At 40.3% G+C, this 21,229-nt stretch carries 20 protein-coding genes and 1 tRNA gene; 17 read left to right on the top strand and 4 right to left on the bottom strand.

Translation table 11 applies throughout. From position 1 onward, the window contains the following. The first annotated feature begins 27 nt into the window (after positions 1-27). The gene (locus BUR11_RS08835) at positions 28-1,347 is read left to right on the top strand and encodes a RagB/SusD family nutrient uptake outer membrane protein (protein WP_074224468.1); all 1,320 of its coding nucleotides are present in this window, start codon (positions 28-30) and stop codon (positions 1,345-1,347) included. Between the two features lie 48 nt (positions 1,348-1,395). On the opposite strand, the gene BUR11_RS08830 is transcribed toward BUR11_RS08835, so the two are convergent. Next, positions 1,396-1,668, bottom strand: a complete 273-nt coding sequence (locus tag BUR11_RS08830) for a DUF6520 family protein (RefSeq protein ID WP_074224467.1) — start codon at positions 1,666-1,668, stop codon at positions 1,396-1,398. Positions 1,669-2,307: 639 nt separating this feature from the next. Continuing rightward, positions 2,308-2,745: a MauE/DoxX family redox-associated membrane protein gene (locus tag BUR11_RS08825; RefSeq protein ID WP_074224466.1), complete on the bottom strand. Its 438-nt coding sequence runs from the start codon at positions 2,743-2,745 to the stop codon at positions 2,308-2,310. 287 nt (positions 2,746-3,032) lie between these two features. Between BUR11_RS08825 and BUR11_RS08820 the strand changes: the two genes are divergently transcribed. The 11 genes from BUR11_RS08820 to BUR11_RS08770 all read left to right on the top strand — a co-directional run bounded on the left by BUR11_RS08820 (position 3,033) and on the right by BUR11_RS08770 (position 15,144). Next, positions 3,033-4,601, top strand: a complete 1,569-nt coding sequence (locus BUR11_RS08820) for a terpene synthase family protein (protein WP_074224465.1) — start codon at positions 3,033-3,035, stop codon at positions 4,599-4,601. Position 4,602: 1 nt separating this feature from the next. Then, positions 4,603-5,457: an RteC domain-containing protein gene (locus BUR11_RS08815; protein WP_074224464.1), complete on the top strand. Its 855-nt coding sequence runs from the start codon at positions 4,603-4,605 to the stop codon at positions 5,455-5,457. Between the two features lie 67 nt (positions 5,458-5,524). Then, positions 5,525-6,361 (top strand): RteC domain-containing protein, encoded by an 837-nt coding sequence (locus BUR11_RS08810; protein WP_074224463.1) that lies wholly within the window; start codon positions 5,525-5,527, stop codon positions 6,359-6,361. A 502-nt stretch (positions 6,362-6,863) separates the two neighbouring features. Then, complete coding sequence (locus tag BUR11_RS21165; RefSeq protein WP_159439213.1) at positions 6,864-7,016, top strand: helix-turn-helix domain-containing protein; 153 nt, start codon at positions 6,864-6,866, stop codon at positions 7,014-7,016. Positions 7,017-7,287: 271 nt separating this feature from the next. Continuing rightward, positions 7,288-7,680 (top strand): hypothetical protein, encoded by a 393-nt coding sequence (locus BUR11_RS08805; protein WP_143185886.1) that lies wholly within the window; start codon positions 7,288-7,290, stop codon positions 7,678-7,680. Next, on the top strand, positions 7,665-8,948 hold the full coding sequence (locus tag BUR11_RS08800) for a relaxase/mobilization nuclease domain-containing protein (protein ID WP_074224461.1): 1,284 nt from the start codon (positions 7,665-7,667) through the stop codon (positions 8,946-8,948). Before BUR11_RS08805 ends, BUR11_RS08800 begins: the two co-directional genes overlap by 16 nt. Positions 8,949-8,959: 11 nt before the next feature. Beyond that, entirely contained in the window at positions 8,960-10,945 is a 1,986-nt protein-coding gene (gene mobC, locus BUR11_RS08795) for a conjugal transfer protein MobC (RefSeq protein ID WP_234982127.1), read from the top strand. A 400-nt stretch (positions 10,946-11,345) separates the two neighbouring features. Continuing rightward, positions 11,346-11,789 (top strand): hypothetical protein, encoded by a 444-nt coding sequence (locus BUR11_RS08790; protein ID WP_074224460.1) that lies wholly within the window; start codon positions 11,346-11,348, stop codon positions 11,787-11,789. 353 nt (positions 11,790-12,142) lie between these two features. Continuing rightward, a complete protein-coding gene (locus BUR11_RS08785; protein WP_074224459.1) occupies positions 12,143-12,862 on the top strand; it encodes a CPBP family intramembrane glutamic endopeptidase in 720 nt (239 codons plus the stop codon). A gap of 880 nt (positions 12,863-13,742) precedes the next feature. Then, positions 13,743-14,753, top strand: a complete 1,011-nt coding sequence (locus BUR11_RS08775) for a DUF3883 domain-containing protein (protein WP_074224457.1) — start codon at positions 13,743-13,745, stop codon at positions 14,751-14,753. Next, positions 14,740-15,144: a (deoxy)nucleoside triphosphate pyrophosphohydrolase gene (locus tag BUR11_RS08770; RefSeq protein WP_074224456.1), complete on the top strand. Its 405-nt coding sequence runs from the start codon at positions 14,740-14,742 to the stop codon at positions 15,142-15,144. The genes BUR11_RS08775 and BUR11_RS08770 overlap by 14 nt, the downstream gene beginning before the upstream one ends. 252 nt (positions 15,145-15,396) lie before the next feature. Here the strand turns inward: BUR11_RS08770 and BUR11_RS08765 are convergent. Continuing rightward, positions 15,397-15,473: transfer RNA gene (locus tag BUR11_RS08765), tRNA-Arg, on the bottom strand. Between the two features lie 23 nt (positions 15,474-15,496). After that, the gene (gene sucC / locus BUR11_RS08760) at positions 15,497-16,711 is read right to left on the bottom strand and encodes an ADP-forming succinate--CoA ligase subunit beta (RefSeq protein ID WP_074224455.1); all 1,215 of its coding nucleotides are present in this window, start codon (positions 16,709-16,711) and stop codon (positions 15,497-15,499) included. A 151-nt stretch (positions 16,712-16,862) separates the two neighbouring features. Between sucC and BUR11_RS08755 the strand changes: the two genes are divergently transcribed. From BUR11_RS08755 to BUR11_RS08735, 5 genes are all read left to right on the top strand, one after another. Then, a complete protein-coding gene (locus tag BUR11_RS08755; RefSeq protein ID WP_074224454.1) occupies positions 16,863-17,513 on the top strand; it encodes an ABC transporter ATP-binding protein in 651 nt (216 codons plus the stop codon). Positions 17,514-17,712: 199 nt separating this feature from the next. After that, on the top strand, positions 17,713-18,522 hold the full coding sequence (locus BUR11_RS08750) for a DMT family transporter (RefSeq protein ID WP_074224453.1): 810 nt from the start codon (positions 17,713-17,715) through the stop codon (positions 18,520-18,522). Positions 18,523-18,580: 58 nt separating this feature from the next. Further along, the gene (locus tag BUR11_RS08745) at positions 18,581-20,071 is read left to right on the top strand and encodes a nicotinate phosphoribosyltransferase (RefSeq protein ID WP_074224452.1); all 1,491 of its coding nucleotides are present in this window, start codon (positions 18,581-18,583) and stop codon (positions 20,069-20,071) included. Continuing rightward, complete coding sequence (pncA, locus tag BUR11_RS08740) at positions 20,061-20,699, top strand: bifunctional nicotinamidase/pyrazinamidase (protein WP_074224451.1); 639 nt, start codon at positions 20,061-20,063, stop codon at positions 20,697-20,699. The genes BUR11_RS08745 and pncA overlap by 11 nt, the downstream gene beginning before the upstream one ends. Further along, positions 20,692-21,210, top strand: coding sequence for an acyl-CoA thioesterase (locus BUR11_RS08735; RefSeq protein WP_074224450.1), 519 nt, complete (start codon positions 20,692-20,694; stop codon positions 21,208-21,210). The genes pncA and BUR11_RS08735 overlap by 8 nt, the downstream gene beginning before the upstream one ends. Positions 21,211-21,229 lie beyond the last annotated feature (19 nt).

The raw sequence follows: 21,229 nt of genomic DNA, 5'->3' as shown, positions 1-21,229 counted from the left end.
TTTTTTATTCATATCAAATATAATATCATGAAAAATATAAAGTATCTATACCTGTCATTGGTAGTTATTCTGGTCCTAAGCTCTTGTGAGGGATTTTTGGAAGAAAAACCAGAGAAGTCCATTTTGGTACCCAATACCAAAGAAGATGTCCGGGCTTTGCTGGATTATTATACCCAGTTAAACGAGAATACCCTGGTAAATTTTATCCTTTCGGATGATTGGCAAACCGAGGATGCAAATTGGGAACGGCTCGCACCTTGGGAGCAGAATGCCTATCTGTGGAAAACCCAGGTATTTGAACCTACCGAACGCTCCACGGATTACTCCAAATTTTATAGGAAAGTGTTTACTGCCAATGTCTCATTGGATGTTTTGGAAAAGTTGGGCTTGGAAACGGAAATACAGCAACTAAAAGGGGAGGCGCTTTTTATTAGGGCCTTGGCCTATTTTGAGTTGGCCACCTTGTTTTTGCCTTCACCTGGAATAGGAAGCGAGGAAATCAAATTGCCCGTGAAGCTTAGCCCAAATATCAACGAGGCTTCTGAATGGTGGTCAATTTCAGAAGTGTTGAATCAGGTAGAGGAGGATTTATGGGGAGCATACGAATTGATGGCATCAAGTTCCCAATTTAAAAACCGTCCCAACAAAAAGGTCGCAAAGGCAGTATTGGCCAGATTGTACTTATATGAAGGCAGATGGGAAGAAGCCTTGGATGCTGCAACCGAGGTGTTGGAGCAGGAGCTAGGGAACCTGATGGATTACCATGAATTGGATAGTACAGCAGCATATCCTTTTACCCTCTTTAATTCAGAAGTCTTATACTATGGAGTTACCAGTAGCTTTTCGGTCACTGCCAGTGCAGCCACTTTTATCAATCCTGATTTGCGGGAGAAGTATAGAGCAGGTGACTTAAGAGCCGGTCTGTTTTTCAGTGCAGCAGCTACTGGAGAAAGCCTATTCAAAGGTTCCTACAATGGAGATTACAACCTGTTTACAGGAATAGCCTTACCTGAAATGTATTTGACTGCCGGGGAATCTTTGATCCGTCTGGAGAGGACAGAAGAAGGGCTGGCCTTATTGGGGATGTTGGCTGAAAAACGATACCAGGGTTGGGAGGACTGGGAAGTCCAATTAACCAAAGAACCCTTGGATTTGGTATTGGAGGAAAGGCAAAAAGAGCAGGTCTTCCGTGGAACCCGATGGATGGATATTAAACGGCTGTTTGCGATGGGAGAAGTGATGGAATTTCCCGTTCGCGAAATCAGAGGAGAGTTATATTCCCTGCCAGCCCCGGAAAGTCAGTTCTTGGCTTTACCTGCTTCTGAAGTAGAGTTGGAAAATCGATGAAAAAAGCCCGGGATTGGAACCCGGGCTTACCCTAAAAGCTAAGCGCTCTTACTTTCGATCTGCAATACCTCGATTGACAAACATTTTGTCTTCATCAGGACTCAATGGATTTCCATTTGGCGCATCATATAAGCAATGGGCATCTACTGCAGCATCACATGTATAAGTGCTCGGCCCGGGAGTAACTCCGGTCACATCGATCCACTGTCCAGAATCTTCACCAAACTGACTGAGGGATTCTCCTTTAGGAGAGAAAGCAAAAGCAAAGGTTGCTGCCAGCACCAAAGCCAGTGCAGGCAGGGATTTCATTAATTTATTCATCGTTATGGACCCTTTTTTAACGCATCAAAAAGAGACAAACCGTTTTGGTTGTATGCCTACTCTGTTGAGGGTTTTCGGCATCTCCCTGGGGGAGGCTCATTGGGTATTGGTCTGTCTCTTACCCCAGGCCATCAAGAGAAATGAGTCTCCTTTTTATTTCTATTACCGACGGACAGCTAATAGCTTTTCGATGTGTGTAAACAAGGTTGACGATCTTGTTTAATTAAAGATAGAAGGTCCTTGATCCTTGGTTTGTATTATTAGCGGTTTCCGGTACTTCAACCTGTTTTAAAAGTGATCCTGAACAGTCAGTCATGTAGCCTTTTTGTTGGTAACAGCGAGTCAATGTTTGTCTCGGGAAGACCTTGAAGCCTTATTTTTGTCTCTACTGGTTTTCATCCCCTTGTGGATTAAACCTGACTATTTGGGGTTGTTGCTAATCTTCAGCCATGAGCTGGTAGATCATTTCAGATATTTTTTAGGGTGGGGGATGGTCCAATGCCCCTGCCCGCTTTTTTTAATGCTGAGTATTTCATGATTGGATCTTTATCTTATTTACTAATTCATTGGTTTTCAACTTAATTAGTTTAAATTGAAGGAAGGACAAGTTGTTTAAATCATCCTAGCATAAACATCCTGTTATAATTTTACTTTGATAGGCAGGCGAGTATCCTGCCTTTTTTTCGTTAATACCAGCCCAACGATTCCAAAGAGTATTAAGACTAGGTTCAAGTAGAAATGTGCTGACCAACCCATGGACTCTATAATTCCTGCACAATTGCAGGGAGTCCTGGGAAATGCTCCCACCCAAATCAATCCTACATAAGTAGTAAAGACAGTAAGGAGGAGGATACTGGAGAGAAATCCCCACCATCTTGTACATGAAAAGAGTAGGAGCAATGCCATGAGCAATTCTATGCCTGGAACCGCAAAGGAAAGAATACCCGCTAATTCTGAAGGAAATGTCTGGTTATGAAATGCCTTCCAACTGGCTTCCCAATTAAGAATTTTATCAAATCCTGTATAAGTCCAAACCAAGACTAGGATGGATGAACTAAATCTTGACCAATTATTCATAGGGCAACATCGAATTGTTTCGGTGTTCCAAATTCTGTTTTTATTCAAACTATTGAATCACAGCTGTGAAGAATTAGAAAAAAAAGGGACAATGTCCTCATTTTATAGTTATAACTAGATATAATTTAGTTTACACTAGTAATTATAGGTTTTATTAACTTATCTTATAGTTCAATAAAGGGTATTCATCCTGAGCTTACCATTTTTAGAATCAATTAGTAAGCTGTAGGATGTGCGATCTATTTGCAAGGATAGCGCCCCATTTTTTTTATCTAAATACATTGGACATGAAATTGAATTTGGATTGGTCGATCATTCAAATGAAACCGCTATTGGATTATTTGAAAGAAATGCCCATTGAGGAATACCAGCAGTTAGAACCTTTTTTTGACATAGGGAATCGAAAGAATAGGGAGGTGATCCTAAAGTCAGGTGCCGTGGAAATTGAATCTCGTTTTATTCTGGAAGGAATAGTAGGCAAGTTTTATTTGGGGGCTTTGAAGAGGCTGTACTTTCCAGGCGATGTCTGTGTGGAAATGGAATCTTATTCCAATCAGCAACCCAGTCGATTTGAATTAAAAGTTCTAAAAGAAGCCAGATTTACTAGGTTATCCTTCAAAAATGCAAACTTGATTCTAGATCAATTCCCCAAATTTCAGGCATTATCTGAAGAGTTATATAAAATAGCGAGGCATAAGGAGGAAGAATGGCAGTTAATTGTTCAAGGTCCTTATGAAAGAGCTCGGATTGAGTTGAATAGAAAATATCCAGGATTTGAATCCAGTCTTTCCCAGAAACAATTGGCCAGCCTACTGGGAGTGTCACCCAAAACGATTTCCCGTAAAAACAGCAGGGAAATGCAAACCGCTAAGTTCAACAGGATCATCAGGTATTATAAAACCCACTTGAGCTATCCCTTTGAATCAAAAATTCATCCCTCTGTGGAGGAATTGGATAACCAAACCTTGGTTTGGGGGAGTATGATCCATCGGTTTTTCACCGGCTCAAAAGACGAAAACTCTTATAAGAAATCACAATTGACATGGCTTTCTGCCCGGCTTTACCCTGATGCCAGATGGGAAAATTTATCATGGTTGGCCCGATTATTTGCGCTCCTGTTTGCCATGGATGATTTTACAGATCAACTACCCAAGGGGTTGAAAGGGGAACTTTGGGAGGAAATTGCCCTAAGTTTCAAAGGGGTCATGCAAGGAGATACCCATATGTTTTTTTCCAAAAGTGTTTTATCCTATCGAAATGCCTTCTATGAATTATGGCAAAAATTGCCGGTTTTGATTCAACAACAGGAATCTTTTTTTTCTTTCCTCCAAGAAGAATTTTTGTTGTACCTGGAATCGAATACCTGGGAAGCTAAGAATAGGGATAAGGGAATTGTGCCTACTTTGGAAGCCTATCGCCAACAACGTCCATTTTTTTCTGGTGGGCAATTGGCGATCTCTTTAACACCACTTGGGATGATCGAAGCATTCAGCTTGAGTTATCCACTGCTGGTTAGGTTTGAAAAATTACGGAGGTTGGCTGCGAAATTGATTTACCTCAGCAATGACCTGTTATCCTATGAGAAAGAAAGAACACAAGGAGATTTTCATAACCTACTGAGGTTAATGATGCATCATCAAAAATTACCCTACGAAAAGGTCAGAGAGGAAATCGTGGCGGAACATAGGGTGATTCTCCAGGAATTTTTAGATCAGGCCCAGCAAATTGAAGAGCAGGGAAATGAATTGGAGCGATCCCTTTTACATCAAATCCAATACAAGGTTTCAGGAGCGGTCACTTGGTCCTTGTTTGATACCACTCGTTACCATGAATTGCTAAAGGAAAAAGAACAGTAAGATGGATAGCATTGAGTATGTTCAAAACAGACTGAAGAAACTGGATAGAGAACTGTCCAAGTTTTCCATCTTGGGAGAAAATCCCTTGTTGATGATCGAGTCTTCCTTTTTTGTGGTGGACAAAACAGTGGAAGAAATCAAAGACTGGGTGAAAGGCTCGGGTTTTCAATCAGAGCAGGAAGAAATCCGGTTTTTTAAGCGATACATGACTGAATTGCTGTCCCGATCCTATTTTTTTTCTGAGTTGTTCCTGATTGAATCAAGTAAACCACTGGAGGAAAATGAGAAGATTTTCCTGTTCTATCAAGAGAAAATAGAGGAAATCCGGCGGTACTTTCATCGATATGCTGCTTTGAACAATTACCTGGTGTTGGGTAAAACCTATTTAGACCGGGTGTACTTTTTGAGAGCTTCGGAAGCTCCTTTGATCTATCCAGATTTGGTCCGACATACCTTGGACTCCCAATTCTGTACGGTATATACCCTGTATTTTGGTCGCTTGAAAGCCATGGGTAGATTAATGAATTTTTTGTTGGGTAAAGTAGGGGAGGTGGAAAAGGGAATTGGAAAACAAAAGGAGGAAATGAATGTGGCTTCTGGACTTCTTTGGACTGGATCAAAGGTGGAATTGGTGGAATTGATCTATGCCTTGAAGTGCACTTCGGTCATCAATCATGGGAGTGCCACTGTCTCTGATTTAGCATCGGTTTTAGGAACTGTGTTTGGAAAAAGACTTCGTGGTTTCTATAAAACTTTTGAAGAAATCAGGTCTAGAAAAAGCAGTAAAACGCTGTATCTGGATAAATGTAAAGACAGGCTGGATTCGTTTATCAGCGGATATGAAGAAAAGGAATGAAATAATAAAAAGGTAGGCCCCTAATTGTTGGAGAGCAAATGGGGCCAAGAATTAAACCAAGGAGGATATGAAAGCATATATTGAAAAGCTTCTTGAGGAGATGGAGCAATCTTTGAATGACATTGCCAACGAATCTTCCAATGAGCTTCAAAAAGCGGAGCGATGTGGAAGAACCATCAACGAGGTATTGCTCCGGTTGAAAGAATTTATTGCGAGCTATGAATTTCTGAATGAGGAGGAGGAAATCCAGTTTTTTAAAATATACAAACCTCAACTCTTCCATGAGCTTATCTATTATTCTGAATTGACCTACATTGAATCCAAGAGGCCCATTGGAAAAACTGAGACAGTCAAGAGCTATTACCATCAGGTGATCGATCAGATTCAGGAGTTTTTTGCCAGAAACCACCAGCTGTATATCTACCATCAACTGGATCGGACCGATCAAGATGAGCTATTGTTCAGAAGAAATTCAAAACCAGTTTCTCTGATTCCGGATTATTCCCTTGATTTTGATCCCATCTTTTCCACAGTCAACAGCAGTAAGTTGGCCAAGATCATGGCCTATGAACGGTTGATTGAATACATCCGCCAACGCATTACCCAATTGGAAATGGGCTTTGAACATCCACCAGAATCCAAATCCCGCCATCGTTGGACGGATTCCAAATCTGCTTTGATTGAATTGGCTTATGCACTGCACTCCAGGGGGGCTGTAAACCATGGGAAAAGCGATGTGAAATTGATCATCAAAATCATGGAGTCGTTGTTCAATGTGGAAGTTGGGAATTTCTACAGGACATTCCAGAGCATGCGCATCAGGAAGAAAAACCGCACCATATTTTTGGACAGTCTGAAAGACAGCTTGGAGAAACGGATGGATGAAACGGATTTGGGGTATTAGGGTGTGCCGCTAATGATTATGGGGATTTGTTTTATGTGCTTTTTCTGTTGGTTGGAGGAGGGTTCATGGTAGCTGACTTTCAATTAGGACCTGAGTTGATCGAGAAATATTTTACAGATGTGGTCCAGGTGGATTCCAGCATTTTTCAGGCAAGTTTAGGGCAGTAGTTGTTTCATTTTTTAAAAAAACACTAATGCTGATTCGTATTCCATAGATTATTCTGGGAATAGTGGTGTTGGTTTTTTTGGCTATTGGTAATTGACTGAGGAAAATATCATCCCAAGGAAAGCTTGGAAAAGGACGATGGCATTGGTTCAAATGCCAGAATCCACATTCTGGAGAAGGATGTTCCATATGTACCACCGTGATTTCTTTAAAAAAATGGTTCTGTAATCTCCCATAGTTTCGAAGTGGTTTATCTCCTACCTGGTAATACGATGGTGCAGTGCCGAGAAAAAGCTAAAAAACTTCATAAGAAAAAGCCACGGAAAAGGTTTCGTTCATGGGTTCATTTTTGGACCAGCAAGTACAGGATTTTTATGGCAATTCTTTTTTGCTACTCAATCTGTTGACCCAAAAAGACCTGGGTGACCTGACCGGTTTGACCAGGCAAACTGTGGCTTCTGCTTCCCGAACGTTGTCCAAGGCAAAATAGACCCCATTCCCATTTTTCTTTAGATTCCTGATGCTAGGTAATAGTTGATTAGGATAGGTGTTTGTGCATCAGACTTTTTAGTATTGTAAAAATGGCATTCGTCCCGGCGCTCCCGATGGAAGGTCATTTTAATGGTTTTACCCCACAGTACAAGGCAGTCTTAAGGGGGCAGGGAGATAATTAAGTGAAAAGATAGAGGGAAGGGAGATTTTGCTAGCCACACTGAGGAGATAGGGATAGTAAAGGGGAATCAAATTAATGCAGGGAATATATGGCAAAACATAAAAAAGACTTTCGGAACAATCGGTGTGAATTCCGAATGAATGATCGGGAAATGAACCAGATTAAGGAGAAGTTTCATCAATCCATCCATTCTAATTTCAGTGAATTTGTCAGGTATAGGTTATTCAAAAAACCCGTATTTGCAGGAGTCCGGGATACGGGAATGGAAGATCTTTTGAAGGAATTGGTTCCATTGAAAGAAGAACTTCTCGAATATTTGAGCGCTTACAGACAGCAAAGCAGCACTACGGAGGTTTCTGGGGTAAACAAGTTGGATTTCGATACTACCCAACATCAACAGCTTGTACATCAAGTTGAGGATTCTCTGACAAGACTCAATCGGGTACTGGATCAAACGGTAACGAAATGGTTGCAATCATAAAAATGGGCTCTTCGGTAAGAAAGATTTTCCTATACAATGAAGAAAAAATCAAGAAGGAAAATGCCCAGTTGCTGGCTGCCTGCAATTATCCAAAAGGCCTAGGAGAGATATCCCCAGAGATTCGAATCAAGTACCTCCAGAAACTTACCCGGTTAAATACTAAGGCAAAACGTAATTCGGTTCATATTTCCCTGAATTTCAGCCAGGAGGATCAGCTTAACAAAGAACAGTTGGTCCGGTTGTCTTCGGAGTATATGAAAGGGATAGGGTTGGAAAATCAACCCTACCTGATCTATCGACACACCGACGCGGGTCACCCTCATATCCATTTGGTAACCACCAACATCCGATTGGATGGCAAACGGTTGTTCAGTCTTAAAATAGGAGTATTTAAATCCTTTGCTACGTGTAGGGCCATTGAAAAACAATTTGGATTGGTGCCCGCGGGAATGCGGGAAAACTCCATCCATGCAGTGGATCAAGACCGGGTTTTTAGAGTGGAGTATGGCAAATCTGAGACCAAACGTGCCATTGGAACAGTGCTTCATTATGTACTGAATAATTACAGGTTTACCTCACTTGTAGAATTGAATGCAGTCTTGAAAAGCTACAATATTTTGGCAGATAGGGGAAGTAGGAATTCTCCAACTTATCGAGCTCGAGGGCTGCTCTATCGGGTGTTGGATGAGAAGGGAAAAAAGATAGGAGTCCCCATCAAGTCCAGCGCATTTGATTGTAAGGCTACTTTGAATGCGGTTGAAGCGAGATTTGCCGAAAATAGAATCCTCCGTAAAAAGTATGAGGGGGCAGTTCGTGCTGTGATAGATCTGACGGTATTTAGGTATGCTCCGAAAACCATGGAACAGTTGTCCAATCAGCTGGAAAAGCAAGGGATCGTCCTTCTGAAAAGCGGAAGTCTCCAAGGGCAGAAGGTGGATTTGACCTATGTCGACCATCGAAATCAGACGGTCTTTCGCGGATTGGATTTGGGAATGCCTTACAGTGTCCAAGGAATCTTGAAGCGACTTGGAAATCAACAAAACGCATCCAATGCGGTAGAGGATAATTTCCTGACATTTAAAGAGGAGATCGCCTTCAATCCAAGGGTGGACAAAGGTCAACAACCATTGAAGTGTTATGATCTGAGTGATTTTTCCAGAAAGAACCTCCTCAGGGAAGTTGCCGAACCACAGGAGGACTTTTCCAGTGTTCCCAGAGAATGGAATCGTAGAATAAGGAAGAAGAAAAAGAAACTCTCCAGTCACTAAACTTAAAAGGGATGGCGATGCGAACCGGGGAGAATGACCAGGGCCTACGTAAAATCCTGGACATGACCAGAATGATGGGGATTGGATTATTGGGTCTGCACTGGTACTATTTTTTTTATGCGACTTTTCAGGAATGGGGGTTGGAATCCTTGATAACCGATCGGATCCTATTCATGGTGTGGAAGACGGGGCTCTACCAGAACTTTCATTTTTCAAAGTTCCTTGCTTTGGCATTTTTGGCCATATCCCTACTGGGTATCAAAGGGAAAAAAAGCGAGAAATCAACCTTGAAAACTGCTTGGACCTTGATAGGGATTGGAGCTGTAATTTATTTTGGGAGTTATTATTTAATCTATTTTCAAGTAGCCCAGCAATGGATTTGTATTGTATACCTAATCCTTACCTCCCTGGGTTTTTTTACGATTTTGTCAGGAGGCACCCAACTCTCCAAAATAATCCTGGAAAAGCTGAGTTCGGATGTTTTTAACAGGGAAAATGAGACTTTCCCCCAAGAAGAACGATGCCTCGAAAATGAGTTTTCAGTCAATCTTCCCACTATTTATCAACTGAAAGGGAAGATACGATCTGCTTGGATTAATATCGTGAATCCCTTTCGAGGTCTTTTGGTGTTGGGGATACCCGGTTCAGGGAAAAGTTATTTCGTGATCAGACATGTGATCACCCAACATATCAATAAGGGTTTTTCCATGTTCGTCTATGACTTCAAGTTCGATGATTTATCTACGATTGTCTATAATACCTGGTTAAGGAACAAAGAACGTTATAAGGTTCAACCTTCCTTTTATGTAATCAATTTTGATGATCTTCACCGGACCCATCGATGCAATCCTCTGGCACCGGAAACCATGCTGGATATCACCGATGCCGCCGAATCTGCCCGAACTATCCTGATGGGATTGAACCGGGAATGGATCAAACGCCAAGGGGACTTTTTTGTGGAGTCCCCGATCAATTTTTTGACCGCCATCATTTGGTATTTGAGAAAATACAAGGACGGAGCTTATTGTACCTTGCCCCATGTGATTGAATTGATGCAGCTGGATTACGACCGGTTGTTTTCTGTTTTGCGAACAGAAAAAGATATAGAGGTGCTGATCAACCCTTTTGTAAATGCCTATTTGAATGATGTCATGGAACAGCTGGAAGGTCAAATTGCCTCGGCAAAAATTTCCATGGCAAAACTATCTTCCGCCCAGCTGTATTATGTGCTTTCCGGGAATGACTTTACGCTCGATATCAATAACCCGGATGCTCCTAAACTGGTTTGCATGGGCAACAATCCCCAAAAGATCCAGATTTATGGAGCGGTACTATCTCTATATGTGAATCGCTTGGTGAAACTGGTCAACCAGAAAGGGAAGCTCAAAACCAGTCTGATTTTCGATGAGTTTCCTACCATTTATCTCCATGGCATTGATAATTTGATCGCAACTGCAAGAAGCAATCAGGTCGCCACCACGCTGGGGGTTCAGGACTTGAGTCAATTGAGAAAGGAATACGGAAGGGAAATGGCAGAGGTAATTATGGGGATTGTGGGAAATGTGGTGGCAGGTCAGGTGACCAGCGATTCCGCCAAACAATTATCAGAACGCATTGGTAAGATTCTACAGGACCGAAAGAGTCTGTCCATCAATAGCTCGGATACCTCGGTCAGTAAATCCAAACAGTTGGATTTTGCAGTACCTCCCTCCACGATTTCTTCCCTTTCTTCCGGAGATTTTGTAGGGACAGTGGCGGATGATCCGGATTGTAAAATGGATTTAAAAGCCTTTCATGCCCAAATCATCAACGATCATGAGAGAATCAAAAAAGAGGAAGAAAAGTTTAGGCCTATTCCCCAAATCCGTAAGATTGATGCAGCGGTGGTTCAGAAAAATTACATTCAGATCAAAGAGGAAGTTCAGGATATCATGCATGCTGAAATGGAGAGATTGTTGAAAAATCCAGCATTAAAGCATTTGATCATAAAAAAGTAGGAGGAACATGATTGAACTTGATCAACTATGGCTAACACCGGCACAAAAAACAGGCGACTGATCTCGGTAATTTTTTAACTTCCTTTCTTATACCAATTCTCGGTTGGCCGAAAAAACCTGGACTCTAATTTTTGCCCTTTCTTTAGCCAAAACCGTGTGGTTCGTCACGCTTCACATAGATCATTTCAATTTTTCATGAACCCGACTCATACATTAAGCCCCAAGCCTATATTCTTATAATTCGGATGTAAAGCCTATATATTTGAAGATTGAGTTTTAAACGGATATCTTAGTACAAATTAGAAAAACAATGGTAGCAATCCTAACAGGTTAGCTATAGGAGACATTGACTTATTTCAAACACCCCTTTGGGCATGTAGTAAGCGTAACCAGAAATAGTATGAGACGACTACTGATTTTATGTGGACTAACATTATGGGCATTAGATGTGTTTGCTTGTGAGTGTATTCCTGTTATATCACTTGAAGAACATTTTAAAAAAGCTGACATTGTTTTTTATGGAAAAGTGAAATCCATAAACGACAGCCAAAAGTATGGTTATCGGGATACCATATATTTTAAAATGGACTCACTTTACACTGACAAAGGGGGGTATCATCCGACAATAGAGATAAACAAAGTGTTTAAGGGAAAGAAATACTCAAAACCTCAACTAGATATTAATTCCATTGGGTCACTTTGCGATGTATTCTTTCAAAAGGACAGTGAATATGTTGTGTTTGGATATGTTGACCAATACGAACAAATCCAAACCAATATTTGTGTACCTACCACCATGGTGACCGATAAAGAATTTTTAAGAAGGATTGAAAAAATGAAGTGATGGCGCCAGTTTTCACTTCAAGTTCCCACAACTAATTCAAAGTTCCTTTTCAGGTATTTCATTTTGTTTAAGCTGTTTTTGATTATTGCTTACTTTTTGGACTGATAGGATGAAGTCAAGAATGGACAACAGGAAGGGCTCGTGTGAAAGTTTGTCCACTCGCCTTGTTCTTTACTTCTTCTTTTTCAGTCCATAACCTTGCGATTATCAAATACAAGCTATAGTTCCAATAGAGATCTAAACCTGTTTTTGGCCATATTGGAAAGATTCCATTATTTATGAGGTGTATGGGTCAATATTTTTAGGATTAGAATATTCAATTGTCCAGGATTTATGATTTTAAATAAATTGAAATGATACTAACCAATCATAGGATTGTCAGTAAATGGAAGACGATTCTTGTATTTATTGGCACCCTCATTCTCGGGTATTTATTATTTATTATCCCTGATTTATTCTTTGGAATTAGCAAAATCAATGGGGGAAAGATTGGAGTCAATTTATTTTTTATTGCTTTGTTTCAGTTCGTATCCATTTTAGGATTACTTTATTTATCACTCAAACTCCTGAAAAAAAGTTGGAAGGATATTGGTCTTGAGTTCATACATCTTCGAAAGGATATGGGGTTGGGACTCTTGTTTGGAGTACTATGGACGATACTGCAGTTTGTATTGATTATTCCAGGTACGGGAGGAATCAATAGACCGGATATCAAAGGAATGTTGGAATTGTTTGATGGAAGTGTGAGCGGGACTCTTTCTTTTATTGCCCTGGGGGTAATTGGAGGAGGAATTACCGAGGAACTTTTTAATAGAGGATTTTTTATCAACGTGCTAAAAGAGGTTTTTGAGAAACCAAAAGTAGGACTATGGGTGTCTTCAGTACTTTCCATATTGATTTTTTCCCTAGGCCATATGCCAGTTACTGCTTTGGATTGGATGGATATTCTAATCCCGACAGTCGGTTACACATTTCTTTTTATCTACACCAAACGCTTGACTGCTTCCATGGTAGCTCATGGATTTTACAATATGGCAGCGATTCTAATGGTTTATTGGATGTATTATCATTGAACATATTCAATAAGTTTGAAGAGCAATCCATCAAATACCATCATTGGCTTTTTCCTATAAATTGAAATGAAATTTTAGAGGGAATTCCGAATGGTTGGATTTCGCATAAAGCGTTTTATCATTGGTGTATTGGCTGGAATACAATCAGTAAATAAAAGATTTCAGAAAGTGCTCAAAATAGTTGTTTTGTCACGAGAGTTTTAAGACCCCAGAGATTTATATTCATAGGCTTTCCCTATCTAATAAAAATATTCAAAGCCGATTAGATAGGATGAATGAAATTATTAATTTAGTTTTTATAATACCTAGTACCCCAGTGAACAATGCGGATAGGTTAGCTGATACCACTCGAGTGACGAATAAACAAATGACGATAAGACATAAAATTTCTATCCGACTGACGACCGCTTTTTTTATTGTCTATACAGTTGCATGTACGTTTGGCTCTATCTTTCTTGTGACATGGGGTTCGACAAACTGGTACAAGGAATTAATGATTATCATGTTGACTTGGCCGATTGGCTGGGACAAGTTAATTGTTGACTCATTAATTTGGCTTATGGTGAATATTGCATTCTGGACAGCCTTGATATATGTGGCAAGTTTGACAATCGAGACTTTAGTCCGACACTATGTTTCAAGTCATCCTTTACTAAAGACAAAGAAGGGTGGCTGTTAACACAATTCCATTGCCATTGCCGTGGATCCGATCAAATGAATTCTAGCTTGGATTTAAAAACATCGTTCCGCCATAGTTGACAATGACGTAGAAGATTGCCAAAATCATTCATGGCGGTCATTGATTTTAATCTTAACAGGGCAAGGACAATTGCACAACCATTAACCGTAATAATAAACTCATTATTTAATTTAGATATGAATGAAATTAATTAGATACAGAAGTTATAGTAGAGAGGATATCCATAATATCTTTTCACCTGGATCAAACTTTACACCTGGTTCCGGTAAATGGGGTCTTCGTGGAATTGTTTCAGTACCCAATACTGAATCTGACTTTGTTTTTTTTGTAACCTTCGGTACTACTATCGCTCATCACACCTTTAAAGAAGGAATAACTGAAGATGGAATATTGACTTGGCAAAGTCAACCGAATCAGTCTTTGAATTCTGCACAAATAATTAAGCTAATTTCACATGACTATCTAAAACATAATGTCTATTTGTTATTACGTACAAATAAATCTTCAAAATATACTTATTTGGGAAAACTTGCCTATGAATCCCATAATCCTACTACTGAAAAACCTGTTCAGTTTCAATGGCAAATTACAGATTGGGAAATTAGAGAAGATGTGTTTAATTCTATGGGATTAAAATTAACTGATTTTGAATTGGACGCCGATCCATATACAGAGCCCATAATTTTTACCCAGAATAACTCGCTAGTAAAGAGTGCTATAAAACCTATTTCTCGAAAACCTCTTGAGAAAACAGTAAAAACGAAAAAGGTTACCAAAACGGATTACTTAAAAAAAGCTGAGCGATCTTTGAAAATTGGGATGAAAGGTGAGTTATTAGTTTTAGAAAAAGAAAAGGAAAAATTAAAATCTCTTGGAATAAATAAGGAAGTTGAACACAAATCAATAAAAGGTGACGGAGATGGGTATGATATTCTGTCCTATGATTGCAATGGAGACCCAATTTTCATAGAGGTTAAAACAACAATAGGGGGAATTAATACACCATTTGATATTTCTATAAATGAAGTATTAGTCGCGAATGAAAACCCAGACAATTATTATATCTACAGGTTATTTAACTACAATGAAAATAATAATAGTGCCGAATATTATGAGTTAAATGGACCTATTTCAAAATATTTTAGCTTAGAACCAACAAGTTTTAAAGCATATTTTAATGAAAACAATTAAAGTTGTTTGTGGAATTATCTTCAATGATGATAAAGTTTTTATATGCCGAAGGAAACCAGAGAAATCATTAGGAGGATACTGGGAATTTCCTGGAGGCAAAATAGAAGAGGGAGAAAGTAATGAAGCATCTCTTTCTCGCGAACTCATGGAGGAAATCGGGATGAAGGTTGAAGTAAAGGATTACTTTAAAACAAATTTTCATAACTACGGAAAATTTAAAATTGAGCTTATTGCTTATAAATGCAATTTCCTTGATGCTATTTTTGAGTTAACAGATCACGATTCTTTTGAATGGGTAAGTGTAGAGGATTTAAATAATTGGAACCTCGCACCCGCTGACATTCCCATAGCACTGGAACTAATTAGTGATGTCAAGAATAAATATAAATAACAACTTGTTTTGCATCTGCTAGAGTGGCAAGAATACATGGAGTATTGTGCTCCCAAATATGCCCGAACGCAAACCTGAAACCATGATGGTAAGGTAGAAGCTCTAAACTTGAATTTTATAGATGCCTGGTGATTGGAATTAGTTTTAAGCGCAGAAGGTCATCGAACTAATTGCTAATAGAGCACTGTTTTTTTGAATTCACCTCATTTTTTACCAGTCAAAAAAGAAACCCCGAGTTTTCACCCGGGGTTCTGGTACACGCGGAAGGATTCGAACCCTCAACCCTCGGAGCCGAAATCCGATATTCTATCCAGTTGAACTACGCGTGCCTGAAATTATTTTCAGTAATGTATTATCCTTGCAAAACTGCCTGTACTTTGTCAGCAGCTTCTTTCAGTGTGATCGCAGAAGCAACTTTCAATCCTGATTCGTCAATGATTTTAGCACCTTCGACTGCGTTGGTTCCCTGTAATCTTACGATAATTGGAACTCGGATATCACCGATGGATTTATAGGCTTCCACTACACCATTCGCAATTCTGTCGCATCTTACGATACCACCGAATACGTTGATCAAAATCGCTTTTACATTAGGATCCTGAAGGATGATTCTGAAACCAGCCTCAACAGTAGTAGCATTGGCTCCTCCTCCTACATCAAGGAAGTTGGCAGGCTCACCACCTGAAAGCTTGATCATGTCCATGGTGGCCATGGCTAGACCAGCACCGTTCACCATACAACCCACGTTTCCATCCAATTTCACATAGTTCAAACCGGATTTTCCAGCTTCAACTTCCAAAGGATCTTCTTCAGATAAATCTCTTAGCTCAGCAAGATCTTTATGTCTGTAAAGTGCGTTGTCATCCAAGTTTACTTTTGCATCTACTGCCAAAATCTTGTCATCAGAAGTTTTCAACACGGGGTTGATTTCAAATTGAGAAGAATCAGTGGCTTCGTAAGCTTTGTAAAGAGCAGCAATGAATTTTACCATCTCCTTGAACGCATTGCCGGTTAAACCCAGTTTGAAAGCTACTTTTCTAACCTGGAAACCTTGAAGACCTACCTTAGGGTCGATCCATTCTTTGATGATTTTTTCAGGGGAATGTTCAGCCACCTCTTCGATGTCCATTCCACCTTCTGTAGAAGCCATGATCACATTGCTTCCAGTTGCTCTATCCAATAAGATAGATAAATAATATTCTTTTGGTTCGGATGCTCCTGGGTAGTAGACATCTTCAGCAACTAGCACTTTGTTTACTAATTTACCCTCCGGTCCTGTCTGATGCGTCACCAAAGTCCCGCCCAGAATATTTTTAGCTTTTTCAGCTACATCTTCTAGTTTTTTGGCAAGAACCACACCGTTTGATCCAGTAGACTGGATTTTGCCTTTGCCTCGGCCACCGGCATGAATTTGAGCTTTGATCACATACCAGGAAGTTCCGGTCTGAGCATTTAGCTTTACTGCTGCTTCATGAGCTGCTTCTGGACTGTCGGCTACAATACCTTCCTGAATGCGAACTCCATAACCTTTTAATACTTCTTTAGCCTGATATTCGTGAATATTCATCCTATGAAAATTTTTGCCCGAAGTTAAGTCCTAAGAGCCGATAAATCAAACCTAGATTTGTCCTTTCTTCTCAAAAAATCGCGTTTATTATGAATTAATTGAGTATCTGGAAGAGATTTGTTCTAATTTTAAATTTGTAAAAAATCTTACTATGCTGAAAGCCAGTGGTATCCATAAGCACTATGGAAATCTACATGTATTAAAGGGAGTGGATGTAGAAATTTCATCCTCTGAAATAGTTTCTATTGTTGGTTCTTCGGGTGCAGGGAAAAGTACCCTCCTACATATTTTGGGAACCTTGGACAAACCGGATTCCGGAATCCTCACCATGCAGGACAAAGATCTCTTGAAATTGACCGGAGAAAATCTGGCCAAGTTCCGCAATCAACAAATTGGCTTTATTTTTCAGTTCCATAATTTGTTGCCTGAGTTTACAGCATCGGAAAACATCCAGATCCCAGGGATGATCAAAGGAGGGAACCCCGCTGCATTGGAAAAGCGGGCTGGGGAACTGGCAGAATTGCTAAGTATCAGTCACCGCCTGGACCATAAGCCTTCCACACTCTCAGGAGGGGAGCAGCAACGGATCGCAGTAGCCAGGGCCTTAATCAATGATCCTGCAGTGGTGTTTGCGGATGAGCCTAGTGGAAATCTAGATACAGAAAATGCCAGAGCCTTACATTCCCTGTTCTTTACGTTGAGAGAAGAATTGGGACATGCTTTTGTAATCGTCACCCATAATGAAGAATTGGCAGGTATGGCAGATAGGCAATTAACCATGAAAGATGGACTGATTATATAATTGGTCCAATGAGCCCTTTAGGGGTTCCAGCTTCTATAGTTGAAATAGGAGGTTGGCAGATGAATTAAATCAAGTTAGTTAATACAGGCTTCCATATTTTTAATTCCTTCCAATTTTCTTGAACTTTCTTCCGGTTTTTTACATTTGATCTTGATAACCACCAAATGAATTACTTGTGAAGATAAGCAGTGTCCAGTCCATGTTATTGGCTGGAGTTTTTTTTGCATTGATGAATGTTTCTGTCAAGTACATTCCCCATATTCCTGCCATAGAAATTATCTTGTTCAGGTCTCTCTTTAGTTTGGTGTTCAGCTTTACCATGCTAAGAAGGCAACATGTGCCTGTGTTTGGAAATAACAAAAAGCTTTTGGTACTGAGAGGAGTGGTAGGTTCTGTAGGATTGATTTCCTTCTTTTATACGCTGCAAAAAATACCATTGGCCAGTGCGGTTACCTTGCAATATCTATCTCCCATCCTGACCACCATTCTCGGGATCTTCCTGGTAAAAGAGAAGGTGAAGCCTATCCAGTTTCTGTTTTTCGCTATTTCATTTGCTGGAGTGGTCATGGTACAAGGGTTTGATACCCGCGTAAACCTGCTTTATGCAAGTATCGGATTCATCTCTGCCTTGTTTTCCGGATTGGCTTACAATGTGATCCGAAAGCTAAAAAACACGGAGCATCCTTTAGTGATCATCTTTTATTTCCCTTTAGTGACGCTTCCAATTGCCGGTGTCGTCAGTTTCTTCACTTGGGTGCAACCGGTAGGATGGGATTGGGCCTTTTTGTTATGGATCGGAATCTGTACACAGACGGCTCAATATTTTATGACCGTTGCTTACCAAAATGCCAATGTCTCCAGGATCTCAAGTTTGAGTTATCTGGGCGTTTTTTATGCATTGATCTTCGGGTTCTTCTTCTTTGGAGAAGCGTATTCGTTCATGGCCTATGTGGGAATGGGGCTGTTGTTATTAGGGGTCATCCTGAATTATCGCGTTAAAAATGCATAAGAAGAAAAGTTTGTGGAAGTACACATCCATAGTACCTTTATAGGCTAGCAATTCTTTTATGAAAATCACTAAAGATCTTTATCAGGGCTCTTTGGCCTTATTAACCGATTTCTATCAGCTGACCATGGCTTATGCCTATTGGAAATCAGGTAAAGCGGAGCAGGAAGCCGTATTTAATTTGTTTTTTAGAAAGCATCCATTCCAAGGTGGTTTTACCTTAGCTGCAGGTTTGGATTATGTGGTGGATTATTGCAAGAACTTCAAGTTTGGTTCGGAGGATATCGACTATTTAGCGGCGATGAAAAATCAAGAAGGAGAATTGCTTTTTGATCCGGAATTCCTCAAGTACCTATCCAATATGAAATTCAGCTGTGATATTGATGCAGTGGAAGAAGGTACCGTGGTTTTTCCGAATGCCCCGATGATCCGGGTGAAAGGGCCATTGATCCAATGCCAGTTATTGGAAACTCCTTTGTTAAATATCTTCAACTTCCAGACCTTGATTGCCACCAAAGCTGCCAGGATTAATTTAGCAGCCAAGGGGGATCCCGTTTTGGAATTTGGACTTAGACGTGCCCAAGGAATTGATGGGGCATTAGCTGCATCTAGAGCATCTTATATTGGGGGTTGTAGCTCCACTAGCAATGTAATGGCAGGGAAACTGTTTGGGATTCCTGTATCAGGCACTCATGCACATAGCTGGATTATGTCCTTCGAAACTGAAATGGAGGCTTTTGAGGCGTATGCGAATGCTTTTCCCGATCGCTGCATTTTTTTGGTAGACACCTATGATACCATCACCGGAGTCAAGAATGCCATCAAAGTGGGGAAAGCCCTAAGAAAGCAAGGGAAGGAAATGCTTGGAATACGCATTGATTCAGGCGATTTGGCCTATTACAGCAACAAAGCCAGGGAAATGTTGGACGAGGCGGGCTTCCCGGATGCCAAAATAGTGGCCTCCAATGATTTAGACGAACATATCATCACCTCCTTGAAAGGTCAAGAAGCATCGATTAATGTTTGGGGAGTAGGAACCAAATTGGTGACGGCCTTTGATCAACCGGCTTTGGGGGCAGTGTATAAGCTATCTGCCATTCGAATTGAGAATGGAACCTATGTTCCAAAAATAAAAATCTCTCAACAGTCCTTGAAAATCAATGTTCCAGGAATACATAATGTGAAAAGATACTATTCTAAAGGAAAGGCTGTAGCAGATATGATTTACCTGGAGGATCAGGAAATCAATCCCAAAGGGTTGGTAATTATTGATCCAATTGATAGTACCAGAAGAAAAAGGATCATGCCTTATTTTTACCAGGAAGAGGAATTGCTCCAGCCTATCTTCAGAAAAGGAAAGCAAGTGTACAAATCCCCAGGTCTGGAGAGGATTCGTCAAAGGGCGAAGGAACAGTTAGAATCATTTGATAAAACCCATAAACGAATGGTCAACCCTCATCTGTATCCGGTAGGCTTAGAGGAGAATTTGCACCATTTGAGAACAGAATTGGTTTTAAAAGCACAACAGTTAGACCCGAAAGATGAAAAGTAAAGAAGAAGCTTTAGTCATAGTGGATGTTCAGAATGATTTTTTACCAGGAGGGGCATTGGCGGTAAAAGAGGGAGATCAGATCATTCCTACCATTAATTCATTGCAGGAGCATTTTCAGTTTATTGTGGCTACCCAGGATTTTCATCCCGCGAATCATGGTAGTTTTGCCTCCAATCACCCTGGTAAAAAAGTAGGGGAGTTTGTAGGCTTAGGGGGGTTGGATCAGATTTTATGGCCAGACCACTGTGTGCAAGGAACCTCGGGGGCTTCATTTCATCCGGATTTAAACCAAGATAAATGGAAGGCCATATTTCAAAAAGGTAAAAACCCTGAAGTGGATTCTTATTCAGGTTTTTATGACAATGCCAGAAAGGGAGATACTGGATTAGGGAAATACCTCAAAGATCATGGAATTAAGAAAGTTTACATCGCGGGACTTGCATTGGATTACTGCGTGAAGTTTACTGCTTTGGATGCACATGGATTGGGGTTTGAAACCTATCTGATTGTGGACGCCACCCGCGCGGTAAATGTGGATCCCATGGATGGTGATTTTGCCATAGAGGAGCTGCTTGGGTTAGGGATTAAATTAATTAATAGTCAAGAAATACTAAAAAGACATGTTTGAATACGATCCGGAAAAACACTACCCCTCGGAAACGGAGAGCCGAGTGGTGATTAGGTTTCAGGACTGTGATCCATTAAGGCATTTGAATAATGCGAAGTACTTTGATTATTTCTTCAATGCCAGAGAAGATCAGGTGCCTAAACTGTATGGGTTGGAAGTAATGGACCTAATTAGGAAGTATAAAGCCGCCTGGGTGGTTTTTAACCATAATATCAGTTATGTCAAACCGGCTATGGTGGGGGAATGGGTGCGGATCATGAGTAGGATCATTTGGCATAACCATAATACGGTGGTCATTGAATATTACATGACTGATGATCGTAAAAAGCAATTGAAGACACTGCTATGGACGACCATGCGCTATGTCACCTTAGCGGAAGGGAAGTCTACCGATCATGAAGGAGCGGTGGCTGATTTTCTAAAAGCTACCTCTGGTAACCTGGATATTTCCACGATAGACATCAAAGAAAGGGTTAAAACCCTGAAGGATCATTTGATCCATAACAATTGACATAAGTCAAAAATCTGTG

Origin of the sequence: Algoriphagus halophilus (genome assembly GCF_900129785.1) — a bacterium.
Taxonomy (GTDB): Bacteria; Bacteroidota; Bacteroidia; order Cytophagales; family Cyclobacteriaceae; genus Algoriphagus; species Algoriphagus halophilus.
This window is presented reverse-complemented; position numbering and strand designations above follow the sequence as displayed.

Excerpts from the sequence above, each read along its gene's own strand:
- BUR11_RS08835 (WP_074224468.1), top strand. The coding sequence starts at position 28 with ATGAAAAATATAAAGTATCTATACCTGTCATTGGTAGTTATTCTGGTC.
- BUR11_RS08830 (WP_074224467.1), bottom strand. The coding sequence starts at position 1,668 with ATGAATAAATTAATGAAATCCCTGCCTGCACTGGCTTTGGTGCTGGCA.
- BUR11_RS08825 (WP_074224466.1), bottom strand. The coding sequence starts at position 2,745 with ATGAATAATTGGTCAAGATTTAGTTCATCCATCCTAGTCTTGGTTTGG.
- BUR11_RS08820 (WP_074224465.1), top strand. The coding sequence starts at position 3,033 with ATGAAATTGAATTTGGATTGGTCGATCATTCAAATGAAACCGCTATTG.
- BUR11_RS08815 (WP_074224464.1), top strand. The coding sequence starts at position 4,603 with ATGGATAGCATTGAGTATGTTCAAAACAGACTGAAGAAACTGGATAGA.
- BUR11_RS08810 (WP_074224463.1), top strand. The coding sequence starts at position 5,525 with ATGAAAGCATATATTGAAAAGCTTCTTGAGGAGATGGAGCAATCTTTG.
- BUR11_RS21165 (WP_159439213.1), top strand. The coding sequence starts at position 6,864 with ATGGGTTCATTTTTGGACCAGCAAGTACAGGATTTTTATGGCAATTCT.
- BUR11_RS08805 (WP_143185886.1), top strand. The coding sequence starts at position 7,288 with ATGGCAAAACATAAAAAAGACTTTCGGAACAATCGGTGTGAATTCCGA.
- BUR11_RS08800 (WP_074224461.1), top strand. The coding sequence starts at position 7,665 with ATGGTTGCAATCATAAAAATGGGCTCTTCGGTAAGAAAGATTTTCCTA.
- mobC (WP_234982127.1), top strand. The coding sequence starts at position 8,960 with ATGGCGATGCGAACCGGGGAGAATGACCAGGGCCTACGTAAAATCCTG.
- BUR11_RS08790 (WP_074224460.1), top strand. The coding sequence starts at position 11,346 with ATGAGACGACTACTGATTTTATGTGGACTAACATTATGGGCATTAGAT.
- BUR11_RS08785 (WP_074224459.1), top strand. The coding sequence starts at position 12,143 with ATGATACTAACCAATCATAGGATTGTCAGTAAATGGAAGACGATTCTT.
- BUR11_RS08775 (WP_074224457.1), top strand. The coding sequence starts at position 13,743 with ATGAAATTAATTAGATACAGAAGTTATAGTAGAGAGGATATCCATAAT.
- BUR11_RS08770 (WP_074224456.1), top strand. The coding sequence starts at position 14,740 with ATGAAAACAATTAAAGTTGTTTGTGGAATTATCTTCAATGATGATAAA.
- sucC (WP_074224455.1), bottom strand. The coding sequence starts at position 16,711 with ATGAATATTCACGAATATCAGGCTAAAGAAGTATTAAAAGGTTATGGA.
- BUR11_RS08755 (WP_074224454.1), top strand. The coding sequence starts at position 16,863 with ATGCTGAAAGCCAGTGGTATCCATAAGCACTATGGAAATCTACATGTA.
- BUR11_RS08750 (WP_074224453.1), top strand. The coding sequence starts at position 17,713 with ATGTTATTGGCTGGAGTTTTTTTTGCATTGATGAATGTTTCTGTCAAG.
- BUR11_RS08745 (WP_074224452.1), top strand. The coding sequence starts at position 18,581 with ATGAAAATCACTAAAGATCTTTATCAGGGCTCTTTGGCCTTATTAACC.
- pncA (WP_074224451.1), top strand. The coding sequence starts at position 20,061 with ATGAAAAGTAAAGAAGAAGCTTTAGTCATAGTGGATGTTCAGAATGAT.
- BUR11_RS08735 (WP_074224450.1), top strand. The coding sequence starts at position 20,692 with ATGTTTGAATACGATCCGGAAAAACACTACCCCTCGGAAACGGAGAGC.